The following is a 13,940-nucleotide window of genomic DNA, read 5'->3' on the forward strand; positions in this document are numbered from 1 at the left end:
TGTCAGGCCTTCTTGAAACGGCACGATGTGTCATAACGTACAGAAACAGCAATTACAAAACGACGGCAATTGATTGTCGATGAACAAAGTCGCAGCCACAATGTGCCGGTGAGACGCATCGCAAGGCGGCTCAGACTGGACCCCACCGGTCGCATTGATAGGGAGGAGCGTACGATGACAAGCAAGCGAGCGAACGAACTCGGCGGCATCGACAAGGCCGGCTCCGGCGAGGAGTATGTCGTGAAGGATCCGCAGGCCTTCGCCCTCAACATGGCGCGGGTGCTGGAGCAATTGGGCAAGGCCGCCGCGGCCTGGGTGGAGCCGCGTGAGAGGGGAGAATTCGACCCCGGCCCCGTCTCCATGGGCGAGATGACCCAGACGCTGTCGAAAATCTCCGACTACTGGCTGGCTGACCCCGCGCGGGCGGTGGAGGCTCAAAGCAGACTGTTCACCGGCTACATGAACGTCTGGAGCAATTCGATCCGCCGCATGTCCGGCGAGACGGCGTTGAGCCCGGTCGAGCCGCCAGCCGGCGACAAGCGCTTTGCCGACACGGAATGGAACAGCAATCTTTTCTTCGACTTCGTCAAGCAGGCCTATCTGCTGACCGCGCAGTGGGCCGAGGATCTGGTCGAGAAGACCGAAGGTCTGGACCCGCACACGCGCCACAAGGCCGCTTTCTACATGAAGCAAGTGTCGAACGCGCTATCTCCGACCAATTTCATCGGCACCAATCCGGAATTGTACCGGGAGACCATCGCCTCGAATGGCGAGAATCTGGTGCGCGGCATGAAGATGTTCGCCGAGGATATGGTCGCCGGCGGCGGCAATCTGCGGCTGCGGCAGTCGGACTATTCCACCTTCGAGGTCGGCCGCGACATGGCGCTGACGCCGGGCAAGGTCGTGGCGCAGAACGACATCTGTCAGATCATTCAATATGCGCCGCAGACCGAGACGGTGTTCAAACGGCCGCTTCTCATCGTGCCCCCTTGGATCAACAAGTTCTACATCCTCGATCTCAATCCGGAAAAATCCTTCATCAAATGGCTGGTCGAACAAGGCCATACCGTCTTCGTCGTCTCCTGGGTCAATCCGAACGACAAGCAGGCGGAGAAGGGCTGGCGGGACTATATCCACGAGGGCATCGTCTTCGGGCTCGACACGGCCGAAGCCGCCACCGGCGTCGGCGAGGTCAACACGATCGGCTATTGCGTGGGCGGCACGCTCTTGGCGGCGACGCTGGCCTATCTGAAAGCCAGCGGTGACGACCGCATCGCCAGCGCGACCTTCCTGACCACCCAGGTAGACTTCACCCATGCCGGGGACCTGAAGGTGTTTGTCGACGAGACCCAGCTGCAGACGCTGGAGCGCACGATGGACAAGAAGGGCTATCTCGAGGGCTCGCAGATGGCAACGGCCTTCAATCTGCTGCGGTCCGGCGATCTGATCTGGCCGTATTTCGTCAACAACTATCTGCGCGGCAAGGAGCCGATGGCCTTCGACCTGCTCTACTGGAACGCCGATTCCACCCGGATGCCGAAAGCGAATCACCTATTCTATCTGCGCAACTGCTACCTGGAAAATCGGCTGTCGCGCGGCACGATGGAGATCGACGGCAAACGGCTCGACCTGTCGACCGTGGACATTCCGATCTACAATCTGGCGACCAAGGAGGATCACATCGCGCCAGCCCGCAGCATCTTTGTCGGCAGCCGCGTCTTTGGTTCAGACGTTACCTACGTTCTGTCCGGCTCCGGTCATATCGCGGGCGTCGTCAACCCGCCGTCGAAGAAGAAATATCAGTACTGGACCGGACCGACACCGAAGGAGACCGACACCTACGAAGACTGGCTGCTCGCGGCGACGGAAACCTCCGGTTCGTGGTGGCCGCACTGGCAGGAGTGGATCGCCGAGAGGGCCGGCAATCGGGTCAAGGCGCGCAAGCCCGGCGGCCGCAAGCTGAAACCGATCGAGGACGCGCCTGGCAGCTATGTGAAGTCGAAAGCATAAAAGCCGCGCGCTGGGTAGTCTCGCATTGACGCGATCAGCCACTCGCCGCTATCGGCGGGCGCATGGTTGCCTTCCCCTCCCCGCTCGTGGCCGCCCGGCTTTTGCGTCGCTACAAGCGCTTTCTCGCCGACGTCCAGATCGATGGCGAGAGCGATCCGGTTACCGTCCACTGCCCGAACCCCGGTGCGATGCTGGGGCTCAAGGCGGAGGGATCGCGGGTCTGGCTGTCGCGCTCGGCCAATCCCGCCCGCAAGCTTCCCATGACGCTTGAGGTCGTCGAGGCTGACGGAACCCTCGTCGGCATCAACACCGCCCTGCCGAATCGTCTCGCCGAGGAGGCCATCGCGTCGGGTCTCGTCCCGCCGCTGGCGGCATTCGGAGCGGCGCGGCGCGAAGTCAGATACGGCCGCAATTCCCGCGTCGACCTCCTTTACACCGATTGTGAGGGACAGCCGGTCTATGTCGAGGTCAAGAATGTCCATCTGATGCGCGAACCGGGCCTCGCCGAATTTCCCGATTGCGTGACGACGCGCGGCGCCAAGCATCTCGTCGAACTTGGCGACCGCGTCGCGGCCGGCGAGCGGGCGATCATGCTTTACGTGGTGCAACGGGCGGACTGCGACCGCGTAGCCTTCGCCGCCGATCTTGATCCGGGCTACGCCGCCGCATTCGCCGTGGCCCGCGCGCGAGGGGTTGAAGCCCATGCCGTTCGATGCGACATCAGCATAACAGCCATCCGTCCCGTGTCCGCCCTTCCGATCGTCGATACCGCGCCCCGACCATGACCACTTATCTCGAAGCCGAACCGAACCCGACCCGCAATACCGGCGCGATCCGCCTGTATGACGCCCCGGCGTTCGAGGGAATGCGGCGCGCCTGCCAGCTCACCGCGCGCTGCCTGGACGGCCTCGCCGCCATCGTCGAGCCGGGCGTGACCACCGAGACGATCAACCGCTACGTCGTGGACTTCGCGCTGGCCAACAACGCCTTTCCCGCGACGCTGAACTATCGCGGCTACGGCAAGAGCGTCTGCACCTCGATAAACCACGTGGTCTGCCACGGCATTCCCAACGACAAGCCGCTGAAGGAAGGCGACATCGTCAATATCGACGTGACCTTCATCCTCAACGGATACCATGGCGATTCCTCGCGCATGTACCCGGTCGGCCGCATCAAGCGCGCCGCCGAGCGGTTGTGCGATATCACCTATCGTTCGCTGCTGCTCGGTATCGAGGCCGTGCGCCCCGGCGGCCATACCGGCGACATCGGCGAGGCAATCCAGGCCTATGCCGAATCCGAGCGCTGTTCGGTCGTGCGCGATTTCTGCGGTCATGGCGTCGGCAAGCTGTTTCACGACGCGCCGAATATCCTGCACTACGGTCGGCGGGGCGAAGGATCGGAAATGCGCCCCGGCATGGTCTTCACCATCGAGCCGATGATCAATATCGGCCGGCCGCATGTAAAGATCCTCTCCGACGGCTGGACCGCGGTCACCCGCGACCGCTCGCTTTCGGCCCAGTACGAACACACGGTCGGCGTGACCGAGACCGGCTGCGAGGTCTTCACCCTGTCGCCCGCCGGACTGGACACACCGGGGCTGACGGTCGAGCCGCTGGCCGGCGCGGCGGAGTAGCCGTCCGGTCATGACGCCCTCCGGCTCCGACGACGAACCGGATTTTCCCGGCCTCGGCGAGACTCCTTCACCGCGAATGCCGGCGGACGACAGACACACAAGGCCCGCGCCCAAGCACCATGACGGTCACCGCGATCGCCTGCGCGAACGCTTCAGCGACGCCGGTCCCACGGCCCTGGCCGATTACGAACTGCTCGAACTGATCCTCTTTCGCACTATCCCCCGCCGCGACGTCAAGCCGATCGCCAAGGCGCTGATCGCCCGGTTCGGTTCGCTGGCGGAGGTCCTGAACGCGCCGCCGCGTCGGCTGATGGAGGTGCCAGGGGTCAAGGACGCCGTGGCGCTCGATATCGCCATCGTCGCGGCGGTCAACCAGCGAGCGATGCGCTCGGCGGTAAAGAGCCGTGAGGTGCTGTCCTCCTGGGCCGCGGTTCTCGACTATTGCAAGGCGGCGATGGCGTACGAGACGCGGGAACAATTCCGCATCCTGTTCCTCGACCGGAAGAACGCCCTGATCGCCGACGAAGTGCAAGGCACGGGCACCGTCGATCACACGCCGGTCTATCCGCGCGAGGTGGTCAAGCGGGCGCTCGAATTGTCGGCGACGGCGATCATCCTCGTTCACAACCATCCGTCCGGCGACCCAACACCGTCACGGGCCGACATCGACATGACCCGCACGATCGTCGAGACGGCAAAGCCCTTGGGCATCTCCGTGCACGACCACATCATCATCGGCAAGGCCGGCCATGCCAGCCTCAAGGGCCTGCGGCTGATCTGAAGGGCTAGCCCCTCAATGCAGATATCCACCGTCCTTCACCAGCCGCAATTCGCGCGGCTGGATCAGGCCCGCATGCATGATCCGCACCGAGTGGATCGCCGCCTCGATCTCGCGTTCCCAGTGGTCGAGAAAACGCCGCAGCCGGGGATACTCAGGGGCCAGATCCTCGAACTGCCAGGCAAAGCTCTGCAGGAAGCTCGGATGGTCCGGCATCCGGTACAACACCTCAGCCGTGGTCAGTCCATAGCCCTGAAGCATCCGCTCGAATTGCGGATCGGCGGTCTTGATCGTCATCGGCGCACCTTTTCGCTGCGCCGGCCGGACATCGGCCGGCAGAAGAAATGCTGCGACCTAATTGTTAATGATCTGTTACCGGGCGCCGAAGTTCAAGCGCGTACAGTGCCTTCCGCGTCACAGGACTCGTCACTTTCCCGGGATTGTTCACCTCGGCCGCGGGGCGCCGACGCCAATCAGAGGGTACGCGCCTCAGAACACGCCGGGAAATGCGCCGCCGTCGATCAGGAGGCTCTGGCCGGTGATGTAGCCCGAACGCGCCGAGCACAGGAACGCGCAGGCTTTGCCGAACTCGTCCGGCTCGCCGAAGCGCCCGGCCGGAATGCCGGCGGCCCGGTCGGCGCGGATCTCGTCGAGACTGCGGCTTTCGCGTTTCTGGGCGGCCTCGAAATTGGAGCGCAGGCGGTCGGTATCGAAGGCGCCGGGCAACAGGCAATTGATCGTGACGTTCCGTCCGGCGACGGTACGGGCGACACCGGCGAGAAAACCGGTCAGTCCGGCGCGGGCGCCGCTGGACAGGTCGAGGCCCGCGATCGGCCCTTTGACCGAGCTGGAGGTGATGTTGACGATCCGCCCGAAGCGGCGTTCGACCATGCCGTCGATGACACGCTGCACCATCTCGATAGGCGCGATCATGTTGCCGGTGACGCCAGCCATGAGGTCGTCGCGGCCGAGCGCGCGAAAATCGCGAAGCGGTGGGCCGCCATTGTTGTTGACCAGAATATCCACCTGCGGCACTGCGCCGACGAGCCGGGCCTGGCCTTCCGCCGTCGCCACGTCGGCGACGACGGGAATGATCTCGGCGCCGGTCTCTCCTGCGATCGCTTCAGCCGTCGCGCGCAAGACCTCCTCGTCGCGACCGTTGAGCACCACCGTGCAACCGGCCCGCGCCAGCTCGGTGGCGCAGCCGCGCCCCAGTCCCCGGCTCGATGCGCAGACGATCGCGAATTTTCCCGTCAGCCCCAGATCCATGTCGTCTTCCCTCTTGCGCCACAGCCGCTGGACGGCTTGAACGATCCCGATTCCCGGCCAATTACTTAGCCGGCTTTGATGAGTCACTTCGCCGCGACATATTACGGTGTTCGCGCGCAATCGTGCCGCCGGCCGCGCGCACCGCATCCTGGGTATCGACGTCGACGCTCGCGGCGGCGCCGATCTCGACCTCAACCACGGCGTCGGGATGGTCGGCGATTATGCCCTGCGCCCCGACATCGCCCGAAAGCGCCATGATTTCGGGACGATAGACCGTCGAGACCACGACCGGATTGCGCCGCCGGCCGCGATCGAAGGCCGCCGCGATCGACCCGGCGCCGGACGGTACGAAGGCAGCGATGAGCCGATCGAGATCCGCCGGCGTCAGGAACGGCTGGTCGGCCAGCATGACAAGGATGCCGTCGGCTCCGGACGAGGCCGCGAACCCGGCCTTGAGCGACGTCGAGAGCCCGTCGGCGAAGGCAGGATTCTCGACGATTTCGATGGCGAGGCCACCCAGTGCGCCAACAATCTCTTCCCGCATATGCCCGACGACCACCCGCACATGCCCGGCTCGCTTCGCCGCCAGCGCGGTCTCGGTCGAGCGCCGGATCAGCGGGACGCCCGCGAAGGTGGACAGCAGCTTGTTCGGCCCGCCCATGCGGCTCGACCGGCCGGCGGCGAGAATGACGATATCGACAACCGGCTCCTCCGGCGCGCCTTCCGCCTCACGCGGCTGCGGCCGCGAGGCGATCTCCATCAAGAGTCCGCCGACGCCCATCTTCCGGATGTCGTCGCCGGAGACCGGAAGATCGGCGAGCAATCGATCGAGCACCCAGTCGAAGCCGTTTTCCTTGGGGCTGCGCGCGCAGCCGGGCGCCCCGAGCGCCGGCCGTCCGTCCAAAGTGCCGAGTAGCAAGAGATTGCCGGGGTCCACCGGCATGCCGAGATGGTCAATCCGGCCGCCCGCCGTGGCGATTGCAGCCGGGATAACGTCGCCACCGTCGATCACCGCCGAGGCACCGAAAATCAGCGTCAGATCCGCCGCCTCGCGGCGGCGCAGGGCATCGGTCAGGGCGCCCACCTCATGGGCGCAGCGGATCTCGCTGACGATGGTCGAGCGGGAGGCCGACAGCCGCGTTTCGGTGACGGCTCGGGTCTTGTCGAGAACGCTCGGCTTGACGCCAGGAAGTTCCGTCTGGATCAGCACGACGCGCTTCGGCGAAAACGGCGCGAGCCGAAGCACGGCATTGCGCGAACAGAGCCGCACGGCCACCTCTACCGCCGCGCCGGAAACGGCAAGCGGGATGATCTTCACCGTCGCCACCATCCGCCCAGCCTCGACGGGGGCGTATTCGCCGAGCGTCGCGAGGGTCACGCCGGGGTCGATGGCGTTGAGCGCGTCGATGGCGGCGCGGTCCGGCAGGAACAACCCCGCCGTTTCCGCAAAGAGATTGACGCGGCCGGTTCCGGCCTCGCCCGCTCGAATTCCCGCCCGGCCGAGCGCGGCACCGATCGCCGCCGCCGCCTGATCCTCGGTCAGGTCGCCCGGTTCGAGACGCGCGGCAGTGACAAGCTCGATACCGGTCTCGCGAAGCGCGGCGATGTCCGCCGGCGAGAGCCGCGTCCCCTTCTTCAGCCGGCGCTTGCCGAGCTTTTGGGAGTGCGCCAGGATCGTACCCTCCGCCTCCCCGATCGGTATGTCGCCGAAGATCATGCGGCCTCGGTCTCGCCCCGGCGCTCGGCGAACATCTTGCGCTTGCGGAACGCCTCGATGACCGACGCGAGAATCGCGACGGCGATCTCGCCGGGCGTCGCGGCGCCGATATCGGCGCCGATCGGCGCTTCGATGCGGTCCATCGCCTGGGCGGAAATCCCGGCTTCGGTCAGTCGCTCGATCCGCCGCGCATGGGTCTTCCGGCTGCCCAGCGCGCCGATGTAGAAACAGCCGGCTTTCAGCCCTTCAACGAGCGGATAGTCGTCGATCTTCGGATCGTGGGTGATGACGCAGAGTGCGGTGTAGGCATCGAGTGGCCGGGGCTTCAACGCCGCCTCCGGCCATTCGGCCAAGAGTTCGACGTCCGGAAAACGCTCCTTTGTGGCGAACGCCGTTCGCGGATCGATGATCTCGATATCGTATCCGGCCAGTTTCGCCATCGGGCCGAGCGCCTGGCTGATATGGACGGCGCCGACGACCACGAGACGGGCCGGCGGCAGATGGGCGTTGAGGAAGACCTCGCCGTGATCGGTCTCGATGATCCCGGACTTACCGGAGCGGATTACCCGCCCGATCGGCTCGGCCAGCGGATCGCCCCCGGCCTCGGCCTCGCGCACGAGCCGCTGGGTGCCGCTCGCCAGATCGGTGACCACGACCGCCGCCCGACGCGCGGCGCGCTCGACGTTCAGGTCGGCCAGAAGCGCGCGGTCCATCAATTCACCCGTTCGACATAGACGCGAATGCGCCCGCCGCAGGACAGGCCCACCCGCCAGGCGGTCTCGTCGGCAACCCCGAATTCGAGCATGCGCGGCTCGCCGGCCTCGATCACGTCGACCGCCTCGGTAACCACAGCCCCTTCGACGCAGCCGCCGGAGACCGAGCCCTCGAAATTGCCGTCAGCGTCGATGACCAACTGGCTGCCCGTCGGCCGGGGCGCCGAGCCCCAGGTTTCCACGACGGTGGCGAGGGCGAGACTGCGCCCCTCGCCGGCCCAAGTCTCGGCGGTCTTCAAGACATCGAACTCATGGATTGTGTCGGACATTTTCAAGCCTCCCGCGCGGCGTACGACGCCGCAGCCCTGTACCATCCAATCAACGCCGCGCTACGCCGCGATTGCGCGATCGGCGGCCTCCATCCACCAGCGCGGCTCGGTCTCCCGGCCCCCGCCGCCCGAGAGCGCCTCGCAGAGCGCGCTCATCGCCTCCAGCGAATGCACCGAGCGGAACTCGTCCACATGCGGCAGCATGGCCCGAACGCCCTTGGCGCGCGCGGAAAATCCGTCAAAACGCAACAGCGGGTTCAGCCAGATCAGCCGTCTGCAGGATTTATGCAGCCGCTCCATCTGTTTCGAGAGTTCGTCAACGGAATCGCGCTCCAGCCCGTCGGTGATCAGGATCACCACCGCGCCCTGGGTCAGCACCCGGCGCGACCAGGTCAGGTTGAAGCGCGCCAAGGATTCGCCGATGCGGGTCCCACCGGACCAGTCCTTCACCGCGCCGGCGCAGTCGGTGAGCGCCTCGTCGGGGTCCTTGTGGCGCATCTGCCGAGTGACGTTGGTCAACCGCGTGCCGAACAAAAACGTATGCACCCGGCGCCGCTGCTCGGTCAGGGCATGGATGAAGTGCAGAAAGACTCGGGTGTACTGGCTCATCGAGCCGGAGATGTCGGCGAGGACGACCAGCGGCGGGTGAATCTCGCGGCGCGAACGGAATTTCGGCAAAACGAGATCGCCGCCGGTCCGCATCGAGGCTCGCATCATCGCTCTCGGGTCGATTCGATCGCCGCGCGGATCGGAGCGAAACCGGCGGGTCGCGATCCAGTCCGCCGGCAGCCGCAACGCGGCGATGGCCTGCTTGGCGTCCTCGATCTCGCGCGCCGACATCTGGGCGAAATCCTTCTGGCGCAACACCTCGTTGCCCGAGACCGTCAGACTGGCGTCGATCTCGACCTCCGGTCTTTCCTGCTTGGTGATCCGGTCGCCAGCTCCCTCGAACATCGCTTCGGCGGCACGGTCCTCGCCGGCCCGCTTCTTCTGCGAATCGGATTGGCGCGGCGGGGCCTTGGGCGAGAACATGGCGATCATCTTCTCGATCAACTCGCGCGAACGCCAGAACAGCCGGAAGGCCTCCGCGAAGACGGCATCGTCCTCGTGGCGGGTAATCAGCACCGCATGCAATGTCCAGTAGAAATCGTCGCGACTGCTCAGCCCGGCCGCCTTGACCGCCGCGATCGCGTCGAGCGTCGCCGAGGGGCCAATTTTCAGCCCTGCCTTACGCAACGCGCGAGCGAAATAGGCAATGTTGTCGGCGAGCTTGCCGTCCGGATCGGCCGCCGTATACGGCATATCGGCGGCGGCGTTCATGATGCCCTGGCCAGGTCGCGCTTCACCTCGGCGAGGATCTCGCGGCTCTCACCCCGCTCCATGCGCTGAATATCGTCCTGATATTTCAATAAAACCCCCAGCGTATCGGAGACATGCGCGGGGTCGAGAGCGACAGCGTTGAGTTCGGTCAGGGCGTTCGCCCAGTCGATGGTCTCGGCGACACCCGGCGCCTTGAAGAGGTCAATCTGGCGCAGCCGCTGTACGAAGGCAACGAGTTCGGCCGCCAGCTCGGCATTGGCGTTCGGCGCCTTGCGGCGCACGATCTGAAGTTCGCGGTCGGCGGCGGGATAGTCCACCCAATGATAAAGGCAGCGCCGCTTCAACGCGTCATGGATTTCCCGGGTACGGTTGGTCGTGATGATGACGATCGGCGGCTCGGCGGCCCGAATGGTCCCGAGTTCCGGGATGGTGACCTGGTTGTCGGAGAGTATCTCCAGCAAGAACGCCTCGAAGGCTTCGTCGGTGCGGTCGAGTTCGTCGATCAGGAGCACCGGCGCATATCCGGGCTCGCCTTCCAGCGCCTGCAGAATCGGTCGGCGGATCAGGAAGCGCTCCGAAAAGATATCCGAGCGCATGGCGTCTTTGGACGTGTCGCCGGAGGCCTCGCGCAGCCGGATCTCGATCATCTGCGCGGCGTAGTTCCATTCGTAGAGCGCCGAGGAGATATCGAGCCCCTCGTAGCACTGGAGCCGAATCAGCGGCCGACCCAGCGCCGCGGCCAGCACCTTGGCGATCTCGGTCTTGCCGACGCCGGCCTCGCCTTCCAGAAACAGCGGCCGCCCCATCTTCAGCGACAGAAACAGGACGGTCGCGAGCGACCGGTCAGCCAGGTAGTTCTGTCCTTCGAGCAGCGCTTCGGTCTCGTCGATCGATGCCGGCAGTTTCGATGTCACGGACACCCCTTCCCTGAAACGCTGCGGTGCCTGTAGCCTAGAGGCTGCGATAGGTCCGGTCGAGATAGACAAGCGACGGTGATTTCGATCCCGTGCGGATCGCCACGACCTCACCGATCAGCACACGATGCGTGGCGACGATCTTGGCTTCCAGGATACGGCAGTCGAACCCCGCGAGCGAGCCGACCAGCAAAGGCGCGCCGGTCTGCAGCACGTCCCATTCGCCCTTGGCGAAGCGCGCCTCCGGCTCGAGCTGCCCTTCGCCGGCAAAGGCGCGAGCGATCGCCTCGCTGTCTTCGGCGAGCAGACTGATGGCGAAATTGCCGTTTCGCTCAAACCGATCATTGGCGGGGCTCGACGTGTTCAGGCAGACCAGTAGTGTCGCCGGTTCGTCGGACACCGAGCAGGCGGACGAGACCGTCAGGCCCCGGCGCCCCGCCGGCCCGTCAGTCGTCACCAGGTGAACCGCCGAAGCGAACCGGCTCATCGCGTCGCGAAAGCTGTCGCGGTCGATCGTCGATGTCGTCAGCAAATCAACTTCCATTCATTGCGCCCGGATCCCGAGCTGTTTGCGTCAAACATAGGGCGTGGACAGCGGATTCGCACGGGGGTCCTGTCGCAATCCATCGCGGGTCCTGTCGAAACCGGCCTTCCCGGGCCAATCCGTGCCGGCGCGGGTCGGCATCGCGACACCGTCGCGAAGATGCACCGATTCCGTCTCGTCAAGGTCCGGGCGGTCGACTAGACTCGCGGACATGACGCGTCTCTTTCGCACCCAGCTTCAAGTTTCCGCCGCCTTCGGCCTGATGGCATTGACGCTTTTGCCGGCACAGGCCCAGGATACGGACGAGCCGATCACGCTCGGCATCGCAGCCCCGCTCTCCGACAGCGTCGGCATACTTGGCCGGCAGCTTGCCGCCGGCGCGCGTACCGCGGCTGAAAAACTCGGCGATGACCTGAGCGTTGCGGTCGTGGAGGCCGACACCAAATGTTCCGCCGATGGCGGCAAGCAGGCGGCCGAAAGCTTCGTCGCCATGAATGTCTCTATCGTCGTCGGCTTTCTGTGCGCCGATGCCATCGAGGCGGCGCTCCCGATCCTCGCGGAAGCGGCTATCCCGACCCTAGACGTGGGCGTGCGAGCCAACCGTCTTACCGACCGACGCGAGCGGACGGGCTTTCTCATCTGGCGCGTCGCGCCGCGTTCCGACGAGGAGGCCGCCGCCGCCGCGAACTATCTGGCGCGACGTTGGAAGGCGGAGCCTTTCGGCCTTCTCGAGGACGGCTCGATCGCCGCGCGGGCCTTGTCCGACTCGGTCCGCCGGCTCCTCGCCGAACAGGGCATGAAGCCACAGACGATCGACAATTACCGGCCGGCGGAAGAAAAGCAGTTCGGCCTCGTAAGGCGCCTGGAGCGCACCGGCGTCACGCGATTTTTCATTGCCGGCGATCGGCCGGACATCGCGATCATCGCCCGCGACGCGGCCGAGATCGGGCTTGCCCTCGACATTGTCGGCGGCGAAGCACTTTTCGACGAGGCCAACGTCGACGTTCCGCTGCCGGACGGTGTCGTCGCGGTCGCACCGCGAACCCATTTCCCTGAACTTCAGGTCGGTTCCCCGGACGAAGGCCCGATGGCCGGGCCGCAAGGCTATTTCGGCCCGGCTTTCGCCGCGACACAGATCGCGGTCGCCGCTGCCGGCCAAAGCCGGAAGACCGACCGACCGATCCCCGACATTCTCGGCAGCGAGACCTTCCCGACGGCGCTCGGGGCGGTCCGCTTCAATGCCAAGGGTGATTCCGACCTCGACCTTTACCGTGTCTTCGAGTGGCGCGATAACGGCTTTGTCGGAGAGACCGGTGGCTGAATACACCAGCGCCTGGCGGGCCGGCCCTCGAAATCTTCTCAGCGACATCGCCGGAATCAGGATCGGACATGCCGGCGAGGAACGACTGAAAAGCGGTACGACGGTCGTCGTGCTCGATGCGCCGGCGACCGCCTCCGTGGCGGTCCTGGGCGGCGCGCCGGGAACCCGCGAGACCGATTTGCTGGCGCCGGAGAACACGGTCGCCGTGGTCGACGCGCTGGTGCTGTCGGGCGGCTCTGCCTTCGGGCTCGACGCCGCGTCCGGCGTCCAGGCATGGCTCGCGGAGTGGGGCCGCGGCTTTGCCGTCGGCGATGTGCGCGTGCCGATCGTGCCGGCCGCGATCCTGTTCGACCTCGCCAATGGCGGGGCCAAGGACTGGGGCCGTTATCCGCCCTATCGCGAGTTCGGCTATACCGCGGCACGTTCGGCGACGGCTGATTTCGCGATCGGCACGGCCGGGGCCGGCATCGGTTGCACCACGGCGACGGCGAAGGGCGGCATCGGCTCCGCCTCGACCGTGCTTTCGAACGGCACGACGGTTGCCGCGCTCGTCGCTGTCAATGCCGTCGGGTCGGCGACGATCGGCGCGAGTCGCCATTTCTGGGCCGCGCCATTCGAACTGGAGGGCGAGTTCGGCGGTTTCGGCCTGCCGCATCCCTTGCCAGGCGACGCAACCGCCCCGCGAACCAAGCTTGACGCGCGTGTCGGCGCCAACACAACCATCGGAATCGTCGCGACCGACGCCGTGCTCGACAAGGCCGCCGCCAAGCGGCTCGCGATCGCCGGCCAGGACGGTTACGCCAAGGCGATCTGGCCGTCGCATACCGACTATGACGGCGATCTCGTCTTCGCGCTGGCGACCGGCGGCAGCGGAATAAGTCCTGATTCGTTGCAGCGCCTCGAACTGGCCGCGGCGGTATCCGCGACCATGGCCCGCGCCGTCGCCCGCGGTGTTTACGCGGCTACGCCCGCGGCAAACGACCAGCAGACATCGTGGTCGGATCGCGATAGTCATGGTCTGGCGCAGTCCGGCGCAAGCAAGAATGGAACACGGCAATGAAGTCGATCGGAGGCATGCTTCTGGCTATCGCCATCTCGGCATACGTACCCTTGACGAGCGCGGAGGCTGAGGAACTACCGTTTATCGGCAGCTGGGACTGCGAGGTGGCGATCTTCACCTTCACTCCGACCACTTACAACAACGGGTCGGACGATCTTGCTATCGAAGAAGTTCAGGAGGGCAGCGACGGCTCGTACACGCTCCTGTTCGCCGACGATTATTTCATAACGCTGTCCGGGTTCATCGGTGACAGCATGGGTTGGTTTTCCTCCGCCAGCGGCGACAATTTCGACTGCCGCCGGATTTCCGACGGGAAGAGCTGAGCGAAGCCG

Annotated in this window: 15 protein-coding genes; 7 read left to right on the forward strand and 8 right to left on the reverse strand. The window is 65.6% G+C overall.

Going from position 1 to position 13,940, the window contains the following annotated elements; genetic code table 11:
• Positions 1-174: 174 nt before the first annotated feature.
• The 4 genes from phaC to radC all read left to right on the forward strand — a co-directional run bounded on the left by phaC (position 175) and on the right by radC (position 4,424).
• Entirely contained in the window at positions 175-2,010 is a 1,836-nt protein-coding gene (phaC, locus tag MJ956_RS05680; RefSeq protein WP_253963507.1) for a class I poly(R)-hydroxyalkanoic acid synthase, read from the forward strand.
• A 62-nt stretch (positions 2,011-2,072) separates the two neighbouring features.
• A complete protein-coding gene (gene sfsA / locus MJ956_RS05685) occupies positions 2,073-2,795 on the forward strand; it encodes a DNA/RNA nuclease SfsA (RefSeq protein WP_253963508.1) in 723 nt (240 codons plus the stop codon).
• The gene (map, locus tag MJ956_RS05690) at positions 2,792-3,643 is read left to right on the forward strand and encodes a type I methionyl aminopeptidase (RefSeq protein WP_253963509.1); all 852 of its coding nucleotides are present in this window, start codon (positions 2,792-2,794) and stop codon (positions 3,641-3,643) included. The genes sfsA and map overlap by 4 nt, the downstream gene beginning before the upstream one ends.
• A 76-nt stretch (positions 3,644-3,719) precedes the next feature.
• Positions 3,720-4,424, forward strand: a complete 705-nt coding sequence (gene radC / locus MJ956_RS05695; RefSeq protein WP_253963584.1) for a RadC family protein — start codon at positions 3,720-3,722, stop codon at positions 4,422-4,424.
• A gap of 12 nt (positions 4,425-4,436) precedes the next feature.
• On the opposite strand, the gene MJ956_RS05700 is transcribed toward radC, so the two are convergent.
• The 8 genes from MJ956_RS05700 to MJ956_RS05735 form a co-directional block, all read right to left on the reverse strand.
• Positions 4,437-4,718 (reverse strand): usg protein, encoded by a 282-nt coding sequence (locus MJ956_RS05700; protein ID WP_253963510.1) that lies wholly within the window; start codon positions 4,716-4,718, stop codon positions 4,437-4,439.
• A 192-nt stretch (positions 4,719-4,910) separates the two neighbouring features.
• Positions 4,911-5,690 (reverse strand): SDR family oxidoreductase, encoded by a 780-nt coding sequence (locus MJ956_RS05705; RefSeq protein ID WP_253963511.1) that lies wholly within the window; start codon positions 5,688-5,690, stop codon positions 4,911-4,913.
• Between the two features lie 61 nt (positions 5,691-5,751).
• Positions 5,752-7,407, reverse strand: coding sequence for an NTP transferase domain-containing protein (locus MJ956_RS05710; RefSeq protein ID WP_253963512.1), 1,656 nt, complete (start codon positions 7,405-7,407; stop codon positions 5,752-5,754).
• Positions 7,404-8,120: an XdhC family protein gene (locus MJ956_RS05715; RefSeq protein ID WP_253963513.1), complete on the reverse strand. Its 717-nt coding sequence runs from the start codon at positions 8,118-8,120 to the stop codon at positions 7,404-7,406. Before MJ956_RS05715 ends, MJ956_RS05710 begins: the two co-directional genes overlap by 4 nt.
• Positions 8,120-8,449 carry an XdhC family protein gene (locus MJ956_RS05720; protein WP_253963514.1) on the reverse strand — a complete coding sequence of 110 codons (330 nt, stop codon included), beginning with the start codon at positions 8,447-8,449 and terminating at the stop codon, positions 8,120-8,122. The genes MJ956_RS05715 and MJ956_RS05720 overlap by 1 nt, the downstream gene beginning before the upstream one ends.
• 60 nt (positions 8,450-8,509) lie before the next feature.
• The gene (locus MJ956_RS05725) at positions 8,510-9,769 is read right to left on the reverse strand and encodes a vWA domain-containing protein (protein WP_253963515.1); all 1,260 of its coding nucleotides are present in this window, start codon (positions 9,767-9,769) and stop codon (positions 8,510-8,512) included.
• Positions 9,766-10,683: an AAA family ATPase gene (locus MJ956_RS05730; protein WP_253963516.1), complete on the reverse strand. Its 918-nt coding sequence runs from the start codon at positions 10,681-10,683 to the stop codon at positions 9,766-9,768. Before MJ956_RS05730 ends, MJ956_RS05725 begins: the two co-directional genes overlap by 4 nt.
• A 37-nt stretch (positions 10,684-10,720) precedes the next feature.
• Positions 10,721-11,227 carry a flavin reductase gene (locus MJ956_RS05735; protein ID WP_253963517.1) on the reverse strand — a complete coding sequence of 169 codons (507 nt, stop codon included), beginning with the start codon at positions 11,225-11,227 and terminating at the stop codon, positions 10,721-10,723.
• A gap of 211 nt (positions 11,228-11,438) precedes the next feature.
• On the opposite strand from MJ956_RS05735, the gene MJ956_RS05740 reads away from it, so the two are divergent.
• From MJ956_RS05740 to MJ956_RS05750, 3 genes are read left to right on the forward strand one after another with little or no spacing between them, the layout of a single operon-like run.
• Positions 11,439-12,548 carry an ABC transporter substrate-binding protein gene (locus tag MJ956_RS05740; RefSeq protein WP_253963518.1) on the forward strand — a complete coding sequence of 370 codons (1,110 nt, stop codon included), beginning with the start codon at positions 11,439-11,441 and terminating at the stop codon, positions 12,546-12,548.
• Positions 12,541-13,608, forward strand: a complete 1,068-nt coding sequence (locus MJ956_RS05745) for a P1 family peptidase (protein ID WP_253963519.1) — start codon at positions 12,541-12,543, stop codon at positions 13,606-13,608. The genes MJ956_RS05740 and MJ956_RS05745 overlap by 8 nt, the downstream gene beginning before the upstream one ends.
• Positions 13,605-13,931 (forward strand): hypothetical protein, encoded by a 327-nt coding sequence (locus tag MJ956_RS05750; protein WP_253963520.1) that lies wholly within the window; start codon positions 13,605-13,607, stop codon positions 13,929-13,931. The genes MJ956_RS05745 and MJ956_RS05750 overlap by 4 nt, the downstream gene beginning before the upstream one ends.
• Positions 13,932-13,940 lie beyond the last annotated feature (9 nt).

The organism is Aurantimonas marianensis (assembly GCF_024195285.1).
Classification (GTDB): Bacteria; Pseudomonadota; Alphaproteobacteria; order Rhizobiales; family Rhizobiaceae; genus Aurantimonas; species Aurantimonas marianensis.

Coding starts and splice junctions, on each gene's coding strand:
- MJ956_RS05710 (WP_253963512.1), bottom strand. CDS start 7,407: ATGATCTTCGGCGACATACCGATCGGGGAGGCGGAGGGTACGATCCTG.
- MJ956_RS05720 (WP_253963514.1), bottom strand. CDS start 8,449: ATGTCCGACACAATCCATGAGTTCGATGTCTTGAAGACCGCCGAGACT.
- MJ956_RS05700 (WP_253963510.1), bottom strand. CDS start 4,718: ATGACGATCAAGACCGCCGATCCGCAATTCGAGCGGATGCTTCAGGGC.
- sfsA (WP_253963508.1), top strand. CDS start 2,073: ATGGTTGCCTTCCCCTCCCCGCTCGTGGCCGCCCGGCTTTTGCGTCGC.
- MJ956_RS05735 (WP_253963517.1), bottom strand. CDS start 11,227: ATGGAAGTTGATTTGCTGACGACATCGACGATCGACCGCGACAGCTTT.
- map (WP_253963509.1), top strand. CDS start 2,792: ATGACCACTTATCTCGAAGCCGAACCGAACCCGACCCGCAATACCGGC.
- MJ956_RS05705 (WP_253963511.1), bottom strand. CDS start 5,690: ATGGATCTGGGGCTGACGGGAAAATTCGCGATCGTCTGCGCATCGAGC.
- phaC (WP_253963507.1), top strand. CDS start 175: ATGACAAGCAAGCGAGCGAACGAACTCGGCGGCATCGACAAGGCCGGC.
- MJ956_RS05740 (WP_253963518.1), top strand. CDS start 11,439: ATGACGCGTCTCTTTCGCACCCAGCTTCAAGTTTCCGCCGCCTTCGGC.
- MJ956_RS05725 (WP_253963515.1), bottom strand. CDS start 9,769: ATGAACGCCGCCGCCGATATGCCGTATACGGCGGCCGATCCGGACGGC.
- radC (WP_253963584.1), top strand. CDS start 3,720: ATGCCGGCGGACGACAGACACACAAGGCCCGCGCCCAAGCACCATGAC.
- MJ956_RS05715 (WP_253963513.1), bottom strand. CDS start 8,120: ATGGACCGCGCGCTTCTGGCCGACCTGAACGTCGAGCGCGCCGCGCGT.
- MJ956_RS05750 (WP_253963520.1), top strand. CDS start 13,605: ATGAAGTCGATCGGAGGCATGCTTCTGGCTATCGCCATCTCGGCATAC.